At 44.4% G+C, this 19054-nt stretch carries 13 protein-coding genes and 1 pseudogene; 5 read left to right on the top strand and 9 right to left on the bottom strand.

The window, feature by feature from the left end; genetic code table 11:
* Window positions 1-123 precede the first annotated feature (123 nt).
* Window positions 124-345: pseudogene (locus Q0081_RS24930) on the top strand (pentapeptide repeat-containing protein); the annotation flags it as partial.
* A 98-nt stretch (window positions 346-443) separates the two neighbouring features.
* On the opposite strand, the gene Q0081_RS24925 reads toward Q0081_RS24930, so the two are convergent.
* The gene (locus Q0081_RS24925) at window positions 444-3848 is read right to left on the bottom strand and encodes a HEAT repeat domain-containing protein (protein ID WP_298360144.1); all 3405 of its coding nucleotides are present in this window, start codon (window positions 3846-3848) and stop codon (window positions 444-446) included.
* A 228-nt stretch (window positions 3849-4076) separates the two neighbouring features.
* Here Q0081_RS24925 and Q0081_RS24920 point away from each other — a divergent pair, with 228 nt between their 5' ends.
* Window positions 4077-5999, top strand: a complete 1923-nt coding sequence (locus Q0081_RS24920; RefSeq protein ID WP_298360142.1) for a heparinase II/III family protein — start codon at window positions 4077-4079, stop codon at window positions 5997-5999.
* Window positions 6000-6178: 179 nt separating this feature from the next.
* Complete coding sequence (locus tag Q0081_RS24915) at window positions 6179-6574, top strand: DMT family transporter (protein WP_298360140.1); 396 nt, start codon at window positions 6179-6181, stop codon at window positions 6572-6574.
* Window positions 6575-6767: 193 nt separating this feature from the next.
* Here the strand turns inward: Q0081_RS24915 and hemL are convergent, their stop codons facing one another.
* The 3 genes from hemL to Q0081_RS24900 form a co-directional block, all read right to left on the bottom strand.
* The gene (gene hemL, locus Q0081_RS24910) at window positions 6768-8057 is read right to left on the bottom strand and encodes a glutamate-1-semialdehyde 2,1-aminomutase (protein WP_298360138.1); all 1290 of its coding nucleotides are present in this window, start codon (window positions 8055-8057) and stop codon (window positions 6768-6770) included.
* Between the two features lie 215 nt (window positions 8058-8272).
* Window positions 8273-9997, bottom strand: coding sequence for an ABC transporter substrate-binding protein (locus Q0081_RS24905; protein WP_298360136.1), 1725 nt, complete (start codon window positions 9995-9997; stop codon window positions 8273-8275).
* Between the two features lie 292 nt (window positions 9998-10289).
* Complete coding sequence (locus tag Q0081_RS24900) at window positions 10290-12038, bottom strand: phospho-sugar mutase (protein WP_298360134.1); 1749 nt, start codon at window positions 12036-12038, stop codon at window positions 10290-10292.
* Between the two features lie 385 nt (window positions 12039-12423).
* Between Q0081_RS24900 and Q0081_RS24895 the strand changes: the two genes are divergently transcribed.
* Window positions 12424-13269, top strand: coding sequence for a cupin-like domain-containing protein (locus tag Q0081_RS24895; RefSeq protein ID WP_298360132.1), 846 nt, complete (start codon window positions 12424-12426; stop codon window positions 13267-13269).
* Window positions 13270-13473: 204 nt separating this feature from the next.
* Here the strand turns inward: Q0081_RS24895 and Q0081_RS24890 are convergent, their stop codons facing one another.
* The 3 genes from Q0081_RS24890 to Q0081_RS24880 all read right to left on the bottom strand — a co-directional run bounded on the left by Q0081_RS24890 (window position 13474) and on the right by Q0081_RS24880 (window position 15419).
* Window positions 13474-13923: a GyrI-like domain-containing protein gene (locus tag Q0081_RS24890; RefSeq protein WP_298360130.1), complete on the bottom strand. Its 450-nt coding sequence runs from the start codon at window positions 13921-13923 to the stop codon at window positions 13474-13476.
* A gap of 32 nt (window positions 13924-13955) precedes the next feature.
* Window positions 13956-14354 carry a VOC family protein gene (locus tag Q0081_RS24885; RefSeq protein WP_310586529.1) on the bottom strand — a complete coding sequence of 133 codons (399 nt, stop codon included), beginning with the start codon at window positions 14352-14354 and terminating at the stop codon, window positions 13956-13958.
* Window positions 14355-14468: 114 nt separating this feature from the next.
* Window positions 14469-15419, bottom strand: coding sequence for a YafY family protein (locus tag Q0081_RS24880; protein WP_298360129.1), 951 nt, complete (start codon window positions 15417-15419; stop codon window positions 14469-14471).
* 133 nt (window positions 15420-15552) lie between these two features.
* Here Q0081_RS24880 and Q0081_RS24875 point away from each other — a divergent pair, with 133 nt between their 5' ends.
* Window positions 15553-16011, top strand: coding sequence for a hypothetical protein (locus Q0081_RS24875; RefSeq protein WP_298360127.1), 459 nt, complete (start codon window positions 15553-15555; stop codon window positions 16009-16011).
* A gap of 62 nt (window positions 16012-16073) precedes the next feature.
* Here Q0081_RS24875 and Q0081_RS24870 read toward each other — a convergent pair whose 3' ends face one another.
* Complete coding sequence (locus Q0081_RS24870) at window positions 16074-17396, bottom strand: serine hydrolase (RefSeq protein ID WP_298360125.1); 1323 nt, start codon at window positions 17394-17396, stop codon at window positions 16074-16076.
* 77 nt (window positions 17397-17473) lie between these two features.
* Window positions 17474-18787 (bottom strand): hypothetical protein, encoded by a 1314-nt coding sequence (locus tag Q0081_RS24865; protein WP_298360123.1) that lies wholly within the window; start codon window positions 18785-18787, stop codon window positions 17474-17476.
* Window positions 18788-19054 lie beyond the last annotated feature (267 nt).

Genomic DNA, 19054 nt, shown 5'->3' with positions numbered 1-19054 from the left:
CTATTTTGTTATGATACTTGCACAATTCATTATTGAAGTATTGTAACTCTTTAAATTTGTCAAAATCTATAACATTCATGACGCAAAGTTAAATATCATAAATTATAAACCCAGTACCCAAATTCCCATTTTGATATGAAAGATTTTTACAAGGCAGACTTTTACCGCTCAATTTTTATAAACTGTAGTTTTAATCATGCAATTTTGCAAGGAGCTAACTTACAAGAAGTTGATTTACAAGGAGCTGATTTACAAGAGGCTAATCTACAAGGAGCTAATCTACAAGGAGCCAAATTACTAAAAGCGAACATACGAGGAGCCAAATTACAAGGGGCTACTCTATAAACTACTTAAAGATTAATGTTATTCACACAAAACCGCCACAAAGCCCAAGCTCTGCGGCGGTTTTTATAATGAACGGTTAACCAATAACGGTCTTGCTCCTACTTCTTCAAATTCGCCAAATACTCAACCACGTCGCGAATCTCTCTTTTTGACATCAATGAACCCATCGGTGGCATACCTGACGGCATGTTTTCGCGCTTGGTAATACGCGCTACCGGAATCACCAACGGCTCCGCATCGGACGTATTGACGGTCAATTCTGTGGCAGTTTCTTTAGCCAATGTGCCGTTTACTACCTGTCCGTCTTTGAGTGTGAGAGACACCGTTCCAAAACCCGGCGAAAGTCGAGCGCTTGGTTCGATCAATGCCTGCAACAGTTGCTCGCGGGTTAAGACATCACCGATATACGTCAATGAAGGCCCTACTGCTCCACCCGTACCGCCAATGGCATGACAACGTACGCATTGAGCCGTTGAGTTGTTGTTGAAAATATTGCGACCCTGGAAACGGTTACCGCCAAAAAGAGTTTCTGCATATTCGTCCAACAACGTAGCACCCGGCTTCAAAGATGCCATTTTGGTCTTCAATGCCGCTATACCGGAGGCTTCGACAGTTTCTTTCAATTCCAATGAAAGATTAGTTGACAGTTTCTTATCTTTGAGTTGGTCGATCAAACCATCCAGAATCACCTGCGTTTTGTCGGCATCCATTTTACCCAATACTTCCAACATTTTCTGTTGCTCGCGTACCGTGCCATTCGTAAATACCGAATTCACGATGATAGGCAACATTTCTTTGGTCATATTTTTGTTATCCAACAATCCCAAAGCTACCGTACGTACACTTTCGTCTTTATCGTCCATGCCTTTTTTAATCATGCCGTCCATTTGGGCATAGCTTAATTGATTCAGAGCAGGCAAAATGGCGGCTTTCACTTTGACGTTCTCCGTCGCGTCATAGATTTGAACTAACTGTGCATTCGCAGTGGTAATCTTCAAATCAGCCAGTAAACCTGCTACTGCAATAAGGGTTTCCAGATTCTTTTCTTTCAAAAATCCTGCGATATAAGGTGCTACTTTAGCTCTCACACCTGCTGGGTCTCTTTCAATTTTACCCCGGTGGCGACCATCCACCCGATCCATGAGCGAAGGATTCGCCCACGTGCCTAAGGCCGCTAAGGCTTCTGCTTTGATGTCATCCTTAATGTAAGTACGGGTTGCAAATGCTATGAGCAGATCCAATTCTTTGTCTCCGCCCACGCGCAAAGCAGCGTTGATAGCTCTTCGCAAAATGACTTCTGAGGAAATATTCATGCTTTGTAATTTTGCAGCAAGAGAAGGCAATGCGCCCGGAATAGATAAATCATCATTAATGGCACGGGCAGCTTCAGCTACGATATACTCGTCTTCATCATTAAGAAAAAGAGCTACACCTTCATTCCGTAAACGTCTTAATACCAACACCCCAGCTATCCGTAGGGCTTTACTTGGATTTTCAAACAATTTGATTATCGGCTCCACTTTTCCGATTCTCGATAATGCCAATACACCTGCGTGACGGAGATACACATCTTCGTCGTTATTGGCAGCAATCATTTCAATTAGGGGTGTTACTGCATCAGCATAAGCAATTCTCCCTAATGCTTCAGCCGCGTAAAAACGAACGCGCGGATTGGTGTTTTTAAGCAATGGAATCAGGTCGTTTCCTGCCGTAGCGATGCGGGCATCGCCCAGCATTTTGGCGGCTTGGGTAATGATTTCCGAATCCTTGTCTTTCAACAAAGGCATCAAAGTCGAAGCATACGCTTTATCTTGGCGAGCCAATTGGCCAATTCCCCAAATCCCGTGAACACGCGCCAATTGACTTTGGGTTTGTTCAATGGCTTGGGTCAGCATAGGTACTCCTTTTTTGGTCCGATTCACCAATTCAAACTGGGCTTTCTGACGAATGCGCATATCGACATTAGAAAGCATCGAATACAGCATATCTTCCGTTTGCGAAGCATAATCCAATTGAATCAAACGTTTGGTTTCCAATCGAATAGCTGCCAAATCATTTTTTTCTTTGGTTACATCCAACTTCCACACACGGCCGTAGTTTTTGGTACCCCAACCGTTAATCCAGTCAGCGACATACAAGGCACCGTCCGGGCCAAACTTAATACCTGTGGGCAAAATGCCGCTCAAAATATCTTTTTCACCATCCAAATCAAAGGAAGCACCTTTGGGTTTTAGGCCAAACGACCAGATATGCGAACGTGACGGTGTACCCACAAATTCCACTAAGAAAAATTTCTTTTTCCAATCAGAACCCAGGGCCGTACCGGGATTATACACCATCCCTGTAGGGCCGTTGTGGTAGTTCATAATGGGAGGAATGATATAAGCGGCCTGTCCGTCCCAGCGTGGCTTGAACAATTTTTCGTCCATCCACACTTTGTATTTATTGTTTTTAGGATCGGTGTATTTGCCGTATTGCCAGTTGGAGCGCCAACCTGCATCCGAACCCTGCACCACGTGCACCAAGCGCTCGCTTTCGCCGGGATGGTCGCCGTCGTTATCCGACGAAATCAGGTTGCCATATTCGTCAAATACAAACTCGTGGGTGTTGCGCAGGCCATGGGCAAAGATTTCAAAATCGCTGCCGTCCGGGTTAGAGCGAGCAATAATACCTGAATTGGGGTGCTCATGTTTTTTTCCATCGGGAGAAGTAATATTGGCTCCGATATCACCGATATTCCAATAAATCCGTCCGTCAGGCCCTTCCGTTACACCCGACATACCGTGTCCGCTAAAGCCAATGTGTATGCCGTAGCCGTGACTGATAGATGTTTTTTTATCAATGATTCCGTCACCGTTACGGTCTTCCAATCGCCACAAATCCGGGGCAATGGCCACAAACATATCTTTGGCACGTACCAACATTCCGCCGGCCACGTCGGTGATTTCGTCGTAAAAGTCTTCCAGAATTCGCAACGAAACATCGGCTATGCCATCGTTATTGGTATCTTCCAAACGCCAAATTTCGTCTTTTTCAACGGCCAAATCCTTCCAATCGTGCGAGCCGTCTTCGTTCAAATCATCCAGCCACGCATTTTCATTGGAGCGCTCAGGTGAAAAGGTTTTATGCAAAAACGCACGACGGTCTTCGACGGTTTGCAAACCAATAGACTCCGTCATCCAATCGCGGTGTCCTCGAATGTCAAATTCCGAGTTTTTTTGGCGATTGGTACGATTGATATATACACGTCCTTTATCGTCAATCGACATCGCCACGGGATCGGGTGCCAACGAATCAGAAGCCCAAAGGGTCATTTGAAGTCCATCAGCCAATTTTGCGGGTGTTTTCTCGCGAATTTCCTTCGCATTGCTAAGAGCCTTTGCGGGATCTTCTTTGATGAGAACGGGTTGGCTGCTGCGCGGCATCTTCATGCACGAAACCACCAAAAAGGCTACTCCCAGTGATGAGGCGAGTTTGATGTTAGCCTGTTTTTTAAGATGCATCGATATAGAACGTTTTTGTGTTAGAGAGAATCAAAAATAAACGGTTATAGATTAAGTAAAACGACCGGTTACCCGTTTTTACTTATTGACAGGCAAATTTTTAGGTTAAATCACTATGCTCTTTCGGATTTGAAATGCCAGTGGCACAATTAAAAGCCTGCACAGCAGAAATACCAGAACAATTGAGGAGTTTTTACCGATTATTTTTCAAATCCAATATCCAAATTCATGACAAAGTTATTTACATTTTTCTTGCTATTGCTGACTGTTTGCGCTCACTCTCAAGTGACTCAGCGAAATATTCTGGGGAACAAATATTCGTTAGAAGCAGTCAAACAATCCTTGATTCCACAGAACCAATTCAAGCCCTATCCCAAAACCGCTGCTGAGTGGAAAGCCGCCCTCCCCGACTCTGTTATCACAAAAACCATCAAAGCAGGAGAAGACGTACTCAATTACAAATTTGAACCGATTTCCGCCACCCTTTCACTTGATTTCGTACGCTCCGGCGACCGCGAACGTCACAGCAAGATTTCGTTTGGAAAGCGGAATGCGTTGATTGATTTAGTAGTAGCCGAAAGCATCGAAGACAAAGGTCGCTTTACCGAAGCCATTCTTAACGGCGTTTGGTCTATTTGTGAAGAAAGTTTCTGGGGTGTTCCAGCCCATATCGGGGGTACTGGATTGCCTAATGTCGAAAATCGTGTGGTTGATCTTTTCGCCGCCGAAACCGCCTCTGTATTGGCCTTAGCTGATTATTTTGTGGGGGATAAATTAGATAAAATCAACAAACTTGTCCGTAAGCGGATTTATTACGAAACCAACAATCGCCTCTTTGAACCCATGCTCACCCATTCCGACCATTACAGTTGGATGAGCAAAAAGAATGCGGTCAACAATTGGAATCCGTGGATTATGTCCAACTGGATGACAGCTGCCTTATTACTCGAAAAAGACGAAGCCCGTCGCGCTCAATCGCTGCATGCTTCGATGGTGGGATTGGATTTGTATTTAAACGGATTGGGCGAAGACGGAGGTTGCGACGAAGGTCCAAGTTATTGGTTTGCAGCGGGTGCCTGCGTATTTGACTGCCTGGAACTGCTGGACGAAGCTACCAAAGGCAAAGTAGCCATCTATAGCGAGCCGTTGATTCAAAAGATGGCTTCTTACGTTTACAAAACACACATTTCCGACGATTACTTCGTCAATTTTGCCGATGCCGACCCCAAGCTCAAACCTGACGGGATTATGCTGTACCGTTTCGGACAAAAAATCAATGATTCTCAACTGAAACAGTTTGGCAAATGGGCGGTGGAAAAATATCCGACAGCTATCTCCAACAATGGTTTTCATCGGATGCGTAAAGTTCAGAATTTACTGACGGTTAAGAACATAGAATCCGGAAAGAATAGCTATAATCCCGTTAAAAATGCCTGGTTCAACGACATTCAAGTACTCACTACCCGCGCTGACAACGGTTTTTACATGGCTACGCACGGCGGCCACAATGCCGAAAGTCACAACCACAACGACGTGGGCGATTTTTTGCTTTATGCCAATGGTGAGCCTGTTATCATTGACGCCGGACGCGGAAACTACACAGCCCGTACGTTTTCCTCGAAACGCTATGAATTGTGGTTTACGCAATCGCAGTACCATAATTTACCTATCATCAACGGATTAGGACAAATTGCGGGAAGAGCCTACGAAGCGGCTAACGTAAAAAGTGTAGTGAACGATAAAGAGTCTTCTTTGAGCATGAACATTGCCCCAAGTTACGACAAAGAGGCAGGTATTGCGTCGTGGAATCGAACCGTAAAATTGAACCGAACTAAAAACACGATTGAAATCAGCGACGATTATGCGCTCAATCAAAAACCCAATTCGCTGCAACAGGTCTTCATGACGGTTTGCGACATTGATATCGCCACGCTAGGGAAAATCATTTTCAAAACGTGGAAAAACCAAACCGTCACGCTGCAATATGACTCCAAACTCTGGAGTATTTCGACCGATTTGCCTTCCACCGAAGGAATGGAATACGTGAGTTTTAAAACCAAATGGGACAATCACCCAGTGCAACGCATTTTATTGACCAATAAGGCATTGGCACAGAGAGGGAAGTATGGCTTTGTGATAGGGATGAATTGAGAAGCGGCTTTTGATAGGAACACATTCCGATTTTTGTAGAACGACACGGTTACTTAGCAACTGACCGTGTCGTTTCTGTAAATGGTGTTTCAAATCTTTCACGGCATGTATTGATTGTCACCTCCGATTTATCAGTATATTTAAGACTTCGAAAAAACGTTACTTTTAGACCAGTGAAAATGAACAATTCTATTCTCTACGTCATGCTCGCCATTACCGATGGCGTAATCATTCCCTTTCAGAGTGCTATGAATTCGGTTTTGGGAAAAGGTCTGCAAAACCCTTATTTTTCAGCACTTACCATCTTTATTGTTGCCGTCATCGGGCTGTCAGCCTATATATTGCTGTCCCGACAAACTGCTCCGAACATGGCGCATTTTGCTGCCACTCCCAAGTGGAGTTATATCGGCGGTCTTTTAGGGGGCACCTACGTTTTGCTCATTGTTTGGCTTGCCCCTAAACTGGGCATTGGAAATGTGACTGTTTTGGTACTGATGGGACAAATCATCGCAGCGATGGTGATTGACCAATTTGGGCTACTGGGCGCCACACTTCATCCCATCACTTGGCAATGATTAATAGGTGTCGTGCTTTTGTGTACAGGGGTGTATGTGATCCGAAAATTTTAGAAACAGGGCACGCATACATTGATACAAAACGCTGATTATTAAGAGAATTTTATGATTATTTACGCTTCAACAAAACATAATTCCATCATAAAAATCTTAAACAATCAGCGTTCTGACATAATCGTATAACGGACAGCTTTTAAATCACCTCACGCAAGGCCTCCTCATTGGCCTCTATCAATTGCTGAATGTGCGCATTTTCCAAGGCGTAAGAGAAAAACAGGCTTTCAAATTGCGAAGGGGCCAAGTAAATTCCACGCCTGAGCATCGCTTGGAAATAACGGCCAAACAACGGCAAATCAGCCGCTTTGGCCGAAGTAAAATCAGTAACGGGTTGGTCGGTCATGAAGAGCGTGAACATCGACCCAATGTGGTTAATGGTATAATTCAACCCTAATTTCTGTAGAGAAGTTTTGAAACCGGCGGTAATGGTATTTCCCACTTCATCCAAACGCATGTACACTTCGGGATGAGCGTCTAAATAACGCAGCATCGCCAACCCTGCCGACATGGCAATGGGATTCCCCGAAAGCGTCCCGGCCTGATACACAGGCCCGGCAGGAGAAACGCAATCCATGATTTCACGTTTGCCTCCATAAGCTCCTACGGGCATCCCGCCGCCGATGATTTTACCCATCGTAGTCATGTCGGGCACAATACCGAAACGTTCCTGCGCACCGCCTTTGGACAAGCGAAAACCGGTCATCACTTCGTCAAAAATCAGAACAATGCCTTCTTTGGTGCACAGCGAACGAATGGCTTCCAAATAGCCCTCTTTGGGCAACACACAACCCATGTTTCCAACGACCGGCTCTAAAATCAGGGCGGCGATTCGACCTCGGTTGGCATCAATGAGCTGTTCCAACGCTACCAAATCATTGAAGGGAGCCGTCAACGTATCATTGGCCACGCCTTTGGTAACACCCGGGCTATCGGGCACCCCCATCGTGACGGCACCGCTTCCGGCCGCAATCAAAAAGCTATCGCCGTGGCCGTGGTAGCAACCTTCAAATTTGATCATTTTGTCGCGTCTGGTGTAGCCTCGCGCTACCCGAATGGCCGACATGGTTGCTTCTGTACCAGAATTCACCATCCGTACTTTCTCCACCGAAGGCACCATACTCACAATCAATTCTGCCATCTCTACTTCTTTGCGGGTAGGTGCTCCAAAGGAAAATGAATTTTGGATGGCATCCGAAACCGCTTTTTCAATCAATTCATGAGCATGTCCCAAAATCATTGGCCCCCACGAGTTAATGAATTCCAAATATTGATTTCCGTCTTCGTCGTAGATATAAGGGCCTTTGGCCAATTTGATAAAAATAGGTGAGCCACCCACGGCTCTAAACGCCCTTACCGGCGAATTGACTCCCCCCGGAATGTATTGTTTTGCTTTTTCGAAAAGCGATTGACTCTCTGTAATTGACATCTAAAAATTATCTATTGATGGTGGAAAATATACAAAAATTAACCGTTTACTGAACTTATGTGAATTAGTTGTTTAAGTTGTGGGCAGTCGGGTCAGACGATAGTCAGACCCAAAAGAGCAGAAGACGGTCTGACTACCGTCTGACCTATATCCACAACGTAACAAACCATTACACCTATAAACTGTAAACTATGGTTTAGACTATAAACTGTGGATTACTGCCCATTGACCCGAACCCACTTCGTATCATCCATTTGAACAATGGGAACCACTTGGTTATCGTTGGAACGCAGGTAATTAAATCCTGACAGCAGGTAATCATCCGAATAGGCTTTGGCATCTAACCCGCTACGAAGTTGATTGCGGTATTTATGCATCATACGTCCAAAGAAAAGCAAAGCATCATAACCCTGCAAGGCATAAATGGAAGGTACGGTATTGCGTTTTGTAAAATATTGAATCTGAAAATCACGCACTTGAGGCTTAGAAGTATCAATAAATTCAGTGTCCATTAAATACACATCCCGACCCGACAAAGAAGAGGGTTGAATATTTTGCAAATTGAAGCAGGATGCATTTGCCAACAAAGGCGCATTTAAACGCCGTTTGGTCAACATATTCATTACTTTGGTTCCATCCGTTTCGGTGCCGCTGAATACCGCTACGTGGCCCGGTTTATTTGCCTCGGTAATGGCCGCTGTCGAATCCAATTTTTCACGGGTTTTACGAAAATCAGCCACCTGAAAACCTGCTTCCGTAACTTTGGCTCGATAAGCCGCCGCCAACGTAGAGTCACGCCGAGTCGAGCCGTAGTAAATCGCTACTTTACGATTTGTATTGGCAGGCAATGAACGCATAAACTCAAACCCTTGAGCCGCCTGACGTTCAAACGAGGGTTGCAGCATCAGCGTATTGGGATGATTTATTAAAATATCAGTTGCCAGAGTCGTTGGATGTACGTAATAAATGCTGTTGGTTTCCGCAAAATCAGCCGCAAGTTTAGCCGGCTCGCTGTACACCGGTCCTACAATTAAATCGGTTTGAGCAAAGTTCGTATTGTTGACAATATCCAGCATTTCTTCCGCGTCATTTCCGACATCGTACGTAAACATATTCACCAGTATTCCTTCCTGTTGCAATTTAACTTTTGCCAACTTCATGCCTTCGTACATATCAAAGGCAAACTGATTAGAGCGAACGCGCTGATTTCCACTGAACTCTTTCAGTCTGAACGGCAAAACGACCGCTACGTTGTAGTAGCCTTTTTGGGGATTATTCGCATTTTGCCGGATAGGCGTAACTGCTGCCGAAGTAGAAGCAGAAGAGGCCGATTTGGTCGCAGTCGCGCCAAAACGATTGGTAAGTTCATCCGAAAGTTCTAAATCCGCTTTATCGTTGGAGGTCTTTTGAATCAAATCAATCAGTGTATGGGCAATCAACTTATCGGAAGGATATTGCTTATTTAAGTTTTTCAGGTACTTGATGTCCTGCAATTGGCTGATGTACATCTTTTTCAGTACTTCTGCATCTTTCTTAACGGACGCATTGGTAATTTCGCTTAAATAGTCCAGCGCTTCACCAAACTGTTTTTCGCGAAAGGTCAAATCAGCCAATAGATAATTCGCTTCATCTATTTTCTTCCAATCCGGATAGCGCTCCCGCAGCTGAATAAGCATTTGGCGGCTTTCAGCAAAGCGATTGGTCTTTTGGGCTGCTAAAGCATAATAATAATGCGCAAACGGCACCATGCCATTCTGGTGTTTACGCGAAGTAAGAGGAGTCAAATCATTCATTGCCAATTCATACTCACCTGTTTTATAGAGGGCTACCGCACGTTTATAATCTCGCTCATAATTGGCATCCTGAGCGTAGCTTCCTAATGTAAGCATCACCCCGACGCAAAGGGGAAGCAGGCAAAAAACAATCTTAATATTCCTCATTATGAAAGAGTTAGGATTTGAAAGTTGAGTATTAAGAAGTAATAATAAAAGAGCATTAATTTTCAAAACTCTTATTATGATTCAACTTAAACTTTTCAGGACACAAATGAAATGTAAAAATAAGGAAGAAGACTCAAAACAAAAAAGCCATTTCGCTATAAGCGAATGGCTTTTCTCACACTTAACCTATGATGAGAAGCCCTGATTTTCATCAGGACTCTAAACGTAACGTGAATATACGCGTTTTTATTCCGTTCAAGCAAATATTTTTTAAAAAATTTAGTAATTAATCCTATTTTAAGTCCAATTCTTCACCAATTGCCTTCACTTTTTGCTTGAGTAACTCATAAACTGTATCAAAATCTTCATTTTTCTCCAAAGCGCCCACGACTCCCACGTAAAACTTGATTTTAGGCTCTGTTCCCGAGGGACGACACGTAAATTTGGTCCCATCGGCCGTAAAGAATTGAAGTACGTTTGATGATTCAATTCCCATACTTCCCGACGGAATATCTACCGTAACGCCATTTTCGGTGCGCTTCAAAAATTTGTAATCGTCGATGCGCGTTACCGGAGAACCGGCCAATGACTGAGGCGGATTCGCCCGAAAATCAGCCATCATTTGTTGAATTTCTTCGGCACCTGTTTTACCTTTTTTGGTTAAAGAAATCAGACCTTCGTAATAGAATCCAAATTTCTTGTAAACTTCCATCAGCATATCAAACAAACTCAGGCCTTTGTCCTTGGCGTAAGCTGTCAACTCGGCAATCATCCCACAGCTTGCAATGGCATCTTTGTCACGTACGGCATCACCAATGAGGTATCCGTAGCTTTCTTCTCCTCCGCCAATAAACTGTTGTTGTCCTTCCAACTCTCTGATTACCTGCGCAATGTATTTAAACCCGGTCAGTGTATTGTAACAATGAACCCCGTAACCGGCAGCCATTTTATCAATCAAATCGGTGGTAACAATGGTTTTGCACACAAACTCTTTCCCCGTTAACTTACCCGCTTCTTTCCACGCCTGGAGCAGGTAATAAATCAATACAGTAGCGGTTTGATTCCCGTTCAGTAATTGAATTTCACCGTGGTGGTTTTTAACGGCAATTCCTACACGGTCGGCATCCGGGTCGGTTCCCATCACAAGGTCAGCGTCAATTTCCTTGGCTTTGTTTACCGCCATCGACATCGCTTCCGATTCTTCGGGGTTAGGATAAACCACTGTCGGGAATTGTCCGTTTCCGTTGGGTTCGGCTTGTTCAGTAATGACGGTTACGTTCTCAAATCCCATACGCGACAGCAACGTCGGCACAAGCGTTACACCGGTTCCGTGGATGGGCGTGTACACAATCTTCAGGTCTTTTTGCCGCGCAATTGCCTCTTTTGAAATTGACAATGATAAAATTTGGTCAATGTATTTTTCATCGACTTCTTCACCGATAGGGTGAATTTTGGAAGAATCTCCTTGAAATTTAATATCATCGATCGTTTTGATGGCATTGACCTCGTCGATTATATTTTTATCGTGCGGAGCCACCACCTGCGAGCCGTCATCCCAATACGCTTTGTAGCCGTTGTATTCCTTCGGGTTGTGAGAAGCCGTTACGACTACGCCACTTTTACAGCCCAAAAGTCGAATGGCAAAACTGAGTTCGGGAGTTGGGCGCAATGACTTAAATAAATAAACGTCAATTCCGTTGGCCGAAAATATGTTGGCAATCACCTGCGCAAATTCATCTGATTTGATACGGCAATCGTGAGCAATAGCGACACTGATTTTTTCGCCAGCAAAAGTTTTGTTCAGATAATTGGCTAAACCTTGTGTAGCAGCTCCTACGGTGTACTGATTCATGCGGTTAGAACCAATCCCAATCAATCCGCGCAATCCCCCAGTACCAAACTCTAAATCTTTGTAAAATGAGTCTGTCAGCTCAGTAAAGCTTTGTTGATCAACAAGTTGTTGAATAGTAGCTTTGCTATCGGCATCGTAATTTCCACCGAGCCATTGGTCTATTTTGGTTTGTACAGCAGCTTCAAGCATTGTAGTTTAGAGAAATTTAGTTCATCAAAGTTATTAAGATTCAAAGTCCCCAAATTTACTAACTCGCTCGAATCTTCCAAGTAGTTGTTTGAGGTAAAAGAATTAGAATACCCAAAAACCATTGTAATTCTGTATATCCAACCTGTTGAATTATTTTTTGTGTAATTCAAAGAGATTTTAATGTGGTTTATGGAACAAATTCACTGTTTGTTAGAGTTTTATGGTCAAATAAACCGCACTTATTGGCTAAAAAAAGTAGAAGAGAAAGAGCATTGGAGCCAAATGGTGCTAATGGGCATAAAATACACACGTGTTGGTACGATTTTTTAGTGATTTATCATATATACTAAAGTATGTATTCTCCACTTAAAACCATCGTTAAAAAATGCAATTACAGCCTATTGAAAAACGTTCGGGACTTACTCCTGAAGAATTCAGAGAACAATACCTTTTACCTTCGCGTCCGGTAGTTTTTCGCGATTTAGCTGCCGATTGGCCTGCCACTGACAAATGGACGTTCGATTATCTGAAGACCAATTACGGACATTTGAAAGTCCCTCTTTTTGGAAATGATTTCCACAACGCAGGCAAAGGCTACATGGCTCCTAAAGTGCACATGCCTTTTGGGGATTATCTGGACTTAATTCAGGAAGGCCCTACCGAATTGAGGATGTTTTTGTATAATATCTTTCAACATGCACCCGATATGGTGAAAGATATTAAAATGCCTACCATTACTGACGGCTTTGTAAAAGAGTATCCGTTCATGTTTTTTGGAGGGCAGGACGCGGTTGTCAGTTTACATTACGACATCGACTGCTCTTCTGTATTTCTGACGCAGTTTCAAACCCGAAAGCGGGTTGTGCTTTTTTCCCCCGACCAAAGTCCTTACCTATATCAACATCCGTTCACGGTACAGAGCCACATGAACGTGTTGAAGCCCGACTATGAAAACTATCCCGCCTTTAAAAATGCTCAAGGCTGGGATACAACTCTCGAACACGGCGAAACCCTATTTATTCCTTCCATGTATTGGCATTTTATTCAATATGTGGACGGAGGATTCTCCATAGCGCTTCGTTCCAATGACAGTGTCTATACCCGTTTGCGCGGTTTATGGAATATTGCCCGCCACTTTGCCATTGACAAAGGAATGAATAGAGTATTAGGACCGCGCTGGAAACACTGGAAAGAAGAAAAAGCCGAAGAAAGGGCAATGGAATTGGTTTGAAAAGTTACTAAAAACTGAAAGTGCGATGTAAGGGAGAGTCAATCCTCTTCCCTACTCCGCACTTTTGTTTATTCAGTAAATGGCTGTTAAGTAAATGAGCAGAAGTTTTAGGGTATTTGCTTCGATATAATTCGTTGATTTTAAACGGATAACGGTTGACAAATAACGATTAACCGCACGGGCAGCCCCGTTGTGCTTTAGCACTTAATTAATTCCTATTTGAATTTCGGTGATGTTATTGGCGGTTTCTTCCAAATCTATCGTTGCATAAATCTCCCGACATTCACCAGTCATCGTAAGATCATTGGCAGAAAGATAACCCATCGCTTTTCCGTACGATTGGGGCAAGTTTTCCCACGGTCCTTCATGCACCAATGAAAGGCATTTGATCGCAGGAATTGGCTTACTTTCAAAACCCTGCACTTCTGCCTCTTTTTCATGAACAGGTAAGGCTATCTCCAACGTAAAAACCGTTTCGGGCTTTCCGTCTATTTCGTAGTAGTTCCATTGAAGAAGGCCGCCGGGTTGTATACCGAGTCGCTCGGCTTCGCTGCATAATTTCTGACCAACCGGACCATACTTACTCAGTTCAGGAAGGGTAGCCTGCGTTGTGAAGGTAAGCGCATTAAAAGGCTGCGTTTCTTTGATAATCATGGCTGTTTTTTTGTGGGGTTAAGTAAAGTAGTTTAGTTTTTGGGGTAATCGTAATTCACCAACCATTTGATACCGAATTTTTCAGCGGTCATTCCGAAGTAAGCTCCCCAGAAGGTATCCTGTAACGGCATTTCTACATCACCTCCTTCGGCCAAGCCATTAAAGATTTTTTCAGCTTCTTCTTTGCTGTCGGCGCTGATAGACAGCGAGAAGTTATTGCCAAAAGTAAGCGTATGTCCCATAGATTCCAACGCGTCAGTTCCCATCAACACATTTCCATTACCGATGGGTAAGGCGATGTGCATGAGTTTGTTTTGATCTTCGACGGATAGTTTGTCTGCCTCAGGCGTGTCTTTAAAACGCTGAATCATTGCAAATTCTCCACCAAAGACCGATTTGTAAAAGTTAAAAGCCTCTTCGGTGTTGCCCAATAAAGTTTAGATAAGGATTGATTGCTGCCATGGTTGTCCGTTGTGTTTTAGGATGAATAATTGGTTGATTATTTAACTGAAACAAAGGTACAGGGGGCAAGTGACAACGGTATGTCAGTAGGGTTGCAGATAATGTTCCTGAATTTCGAGGGCTAAAGTTTGCATCATTTCTTTTATCTTTTGGGGGCTTTCTATACTAACGTGTTTGCCAAACGTCATCAGCCAACGACCCATTCCTTCAAAGTACTGCGTCATGAATTTCATTTTGATGTATTTGTCGTGAGACTCTTCCGAAATAAACCCCCAAATATAGCGCTGTTCCTGCATAAACAACGCCGCGCCTTTGTGCACCCAAAGCGTAACTTCTTCCAAATGTTCCTGCACCCGCAGTCGGTCGAGGTAGGCTTGCAGCATGAGTAAATTCTGTTTCGGGAAAAACTGCTCGGTATTGGTCAGGCTCTGAATGCGGTCGGTTCGAAAATCGCGATAATCCCCACGCAAACGGCAAAAAGCAATCAAATGCCAATGAGAACTGTAATGAACCAAACCGATGGGCTCAATTTCGCGTTGCGAACTTTGGCTTTGAAAATTGGCGACGTAATCAATGCATAACACCTGCTGGCGGACAATGGCCTGTTGGATTTCATTCAGCACGTTTAAAGAAAATGGCTCATTTCGTCGGCGAGCAAGCACGGCTACGCGGGTTTCGAGGTCTTCTAAGTGCTCTTTTTCAGCGCGTTTCAGCACTGATTTAATCTTATAAAAGGCCGACTCGAACCCTTCACGCAAAGATTCGTCCGCCATTTTACCAATGAGTTTTGCCCCAAAAAGCAGCGCACTTGCTTCTTCGTTGGAAAACATGACGGGAGGCAAATGATAATCTTCCAAAAAATAGCTGATACCGGCTTCGGCCCCAATGGGTACGCCTGCTTCTTCCAACGCGCGTATGTCGCGATAAACCGTTCGCAAACTGATACCAAAACGGTCGGCTACTTCCTGCGCTTTAACGACCCGTTTGGATTGTAACTGAATCAAAATAGCGGTGAGGCGGTCGATGCGGTTCATAGCTGTTTTTGAGATTTACTCCCGATAGTCATCAGGATTTGAGGCTGCAATTTACAGTTATTTTCAGGCAGAATTTTGTAAACTGTCTGATACATCATAGTATTGAATAAGATTTCAAAATTGACAAAAAACCATGAATAAACGCTTTATTTTATCTTTTTTAGTGATTATTGCCGGACTGACGGCCTGCAATCGCCCAGCAAGCGACGTACAGGAAGCCCAAAAGCGCCTGACGGCCGTACCCAAATGGCAGATTCAGGAAATCCTGATGGATGAAGCCCCCGTGTTTAAAAACGGGAAACATATTCCCCACATCAGCGGGATAGAATTTGAAGCCTACATGGATTGGGTGCGTTTCTTGCCAAATGGTGTTTTTGAAGGGCATTTTAAGGATGCTGCTGACACCAAAAAATTTCAATGGGAACTTTATACAAAACAAAACGTGATTGCTCTGCGTGATACGGTTGCCAAAACAGGCGGTTGGAACATTTACCCACGAAACGTGTATGAAGACCATTTTGAGATGGAAACCCGCAGCACGCTCTATGACCCTCCGCGCATGACAAAGCTGACGCTAAAATTCAAACAGTAGAGCCGCACTATTTTGCGGCTAATGATACGTAGAGACGCAAAATAGTGCGGCTCTACGTATCATTAAAAGGCCGCTGCAATTTCTTTAAAGAACTTCACTTCGTCAAAGTATTTTTCTTCGGGGCTGCATCCCAAACGTACAGCTACCAATTGTTTAGAAGGAATAATCAACACAAATTGCCCTTCAAAACCATTCATAGTAAAGCTGTCGGCAGGTAAGCCATCTTTTCGTACATAAATCCAAAATTGGGCTGCGTACTTGCCTTCTGAATGAGGCGTTTCGCGGGACGAATACGCGACCCAACCTTCGGGCAACAGGCGTTCGCCTTTCCAAATACCATCCTGCGCGTACAATTGTCCAAACTTAGCCCAATCGCGGGCCGAAGCATACAAAAACGAAGAACCTACAAACGTACCTGATGGGTCGGGTTCTAAGTGGGCAGTGTTCATTCCTAACTTTTGAAACAGTCGTTGATGCGGGAAATTCAAATACTCCGCATGAGTTTTACTCTGCCGACGAATGATTTCCTGTAAAATATTGCTCGTGCCACTCGAATAATACCATTTCGTAGCAGGCGGCACTTCCACGGGGCTTTGAATAGCATATTTTCCAGCACCGGCCACGCTGAACAGCATCTTGGTAGCGTCACTGACTCCGCTGTACACCTCATCAAACTTCAGGCCGCTGCTCATTCTTAACAAGTTATCCAGCGTAATTATCTTTCGGTTGTCATTCGCCCACTCCATGACAGGGGCGGGTTTGTTTACGTCCAATTTTCCATCTTTTACTAACATACCCATCATGGCATTGGTCACGCTTTTGGTCATGGACCAGCCCGTCAATGCCGTCGTTGGGGTAATGCCGTTGGCGTAGCGTTCAGCCACTATTTTCCCTTTGTGCAAAACCACTACCGCCCGCGTACGAACGGGATGTTTGGGATCAGGCTCAGCAAATGCCCAATCCAACGTTTTTTTGATGGCGTCTTGTTGAGATGGTGGTAATACAGAATCCGTCAAGACCTCCGTTGGTGTACTACTTGCCGTGATGCTGGGTTGTTGGCGAAGTTCTTCGGCAGTCATTTCATTCAAAATCGTACAACCTAACTTGGGGCGATAAAGCGCCGTTTTGGAGGCAATCCCAAAAAGAGTCGCCGTGGCTGTTTTTGCAACCGTATCAATGGTTTTGGTACCATACGGAATCCCGTATAAATCCTCCGCCACGACTGATTCCAAACTCCGCCCTGACACAAACACGCATGAACAAACGGTTTTGGCATTGTATCCCGCCCCAATCAGCGCGTAGCGATAAGCGTAATTGGCGGCGTAGCCTATGCCGATGAGGGGGATAGCTAAAAGGGCAAAGAGTACTTTCTTTTTCGTGCTCATGGGGTAAAGTAGGGGTAAGGAACATAAACTATTTAATCAACAAACAATCAGGCGCTTCAGCCTGACAAAATTTATCTCTATTTCTCAAACTCAATGATATACTCCGACATATAATCGCTTTTTTCTGGTTTAATGTACTTAATGTAGAGGCGGGCTTTTTGGCCTAAGCGCATACAAGTGTGTTTTTGAGCGATGTCTTCAGGGGTGTTCATGGGTTGGAGAGATGGATACCACATAATGAAGCCGGGTTTGTCAAGTAATAGTTGCGGCTTTGTCCATGCTTGGGAATTGTTGCCTTCGCCTAAGTCTTTGTTTTTATTGAACGAAATATACACGCTACTGCCTTTCCATGAGCTGCCCGTTACTTTTCCCATGAGCATTACCCAACAGTTGAGATAGGTGTTCCAACTGACCGAAGGCCCCCAGTGAAAACCGCCCGTGGGAGAAGAGGCCGGGCCGCCGCCTTCGCCGGAAGGAATCTGCAAGGAGGCAATGGACGCACCAAAACCGTTATAAGCCGCACTGAATTCTTTCCCATTCCAGCGCAGCGCTTTTCCAACGGGATTGTCTAAATCTCTGAGTGCGATGCGAGCCACACTGATACACTGACCTTTGTATTCGTCCTCTCGTTTGTAGGCGGCTTCGTCGTATATACCCGGAAAGCCATATTCACCATAAAACAAATACAAGTACTCGCCGACTGCTACCGCCGACGGGTCGCCGACGCCTCCCGCAAAGGTTTTGGAGGTGTTGTGCGGTTTGAGAATCATGCGGGGTTGGAGGTCTTCGATAAATAGCCCTTTGTTATCCCAGCTACGTCCACCGTCAGTTGACTTCATAATGCCGATGCGACATACGGCGGCGGGTGATTTGGGACCTGTGAGTCCTTCGGGCCATTTATGGTCAATGTAGCCTTCGCCTGTTTTGGAGTCGTAGGGGAGGGTCGCGGGGTAGTTTTCGTTGTGATAAACGGCGTAGAGGGTTTTGCCCGAGACGTCTTTAGGGTCTTGATAGACGGTCTCAAACCAAGCAGCTCCGTGCAGTCCCTTCTGGCCAATAGGAGCGTTTGGCGGCATTTTGGGTTCGGTAAATTCATTGGCTTTACGGTGAAATGCTTCTTCAGCGTGGCGACCATCGGCAAATTTCAACTCGTGCGAGTATCCCCAAACGGGGTCTTCGCCGTACTTGCCGGGAAAAATTCGAAAGGTATCGCCCACCCACGCCTCGGCCATATTGCAGTCCACAAAGTTGTTGAAATGCACCGTATCGGCAGGAATGAGTTTAAATTTGGGGGCAAAAGTAGTGGCTTCGTTGGCAGACTTTTGGCAAGCCATGCTAAAGGTCAATAGCCCTGTGAGCAAGAGGTAGTAAGATTGTCGCATGTATTCCATTTTATCACTCCGTTTTTTCGTTCTCGGCCATGGGTTTTATTATACTTTCCATAAACACCACCTTGGCTTCGGAGAGGCCATATTTGCGGTATAGCTGCGGGTCTATGGTTGGGGTTTGATTTTTACGATTTTGTTATCACGTAAAACAACTAATTCACTGTTTTTTAACCTCTTAAATTCCAAAAGTTTTTCGTAAGCCTTCTCCAATCCTTTCAAAATTTTACGTTTCTCTTCAGTTTGAATTTCATTTGTGTTCATAATAATTCC

This window comes from Runella sp., assembly GCF_027484545.1.
Lineage (GTDB): Bacteria > Bacteroidota > Bacteroidia > Cytophagales > Spirosomataceae > Runella.
Note: the sequence above shows the minus strand (reverse complement) of the source record. Positions and strands in the feature narration are given on the sequence as shown.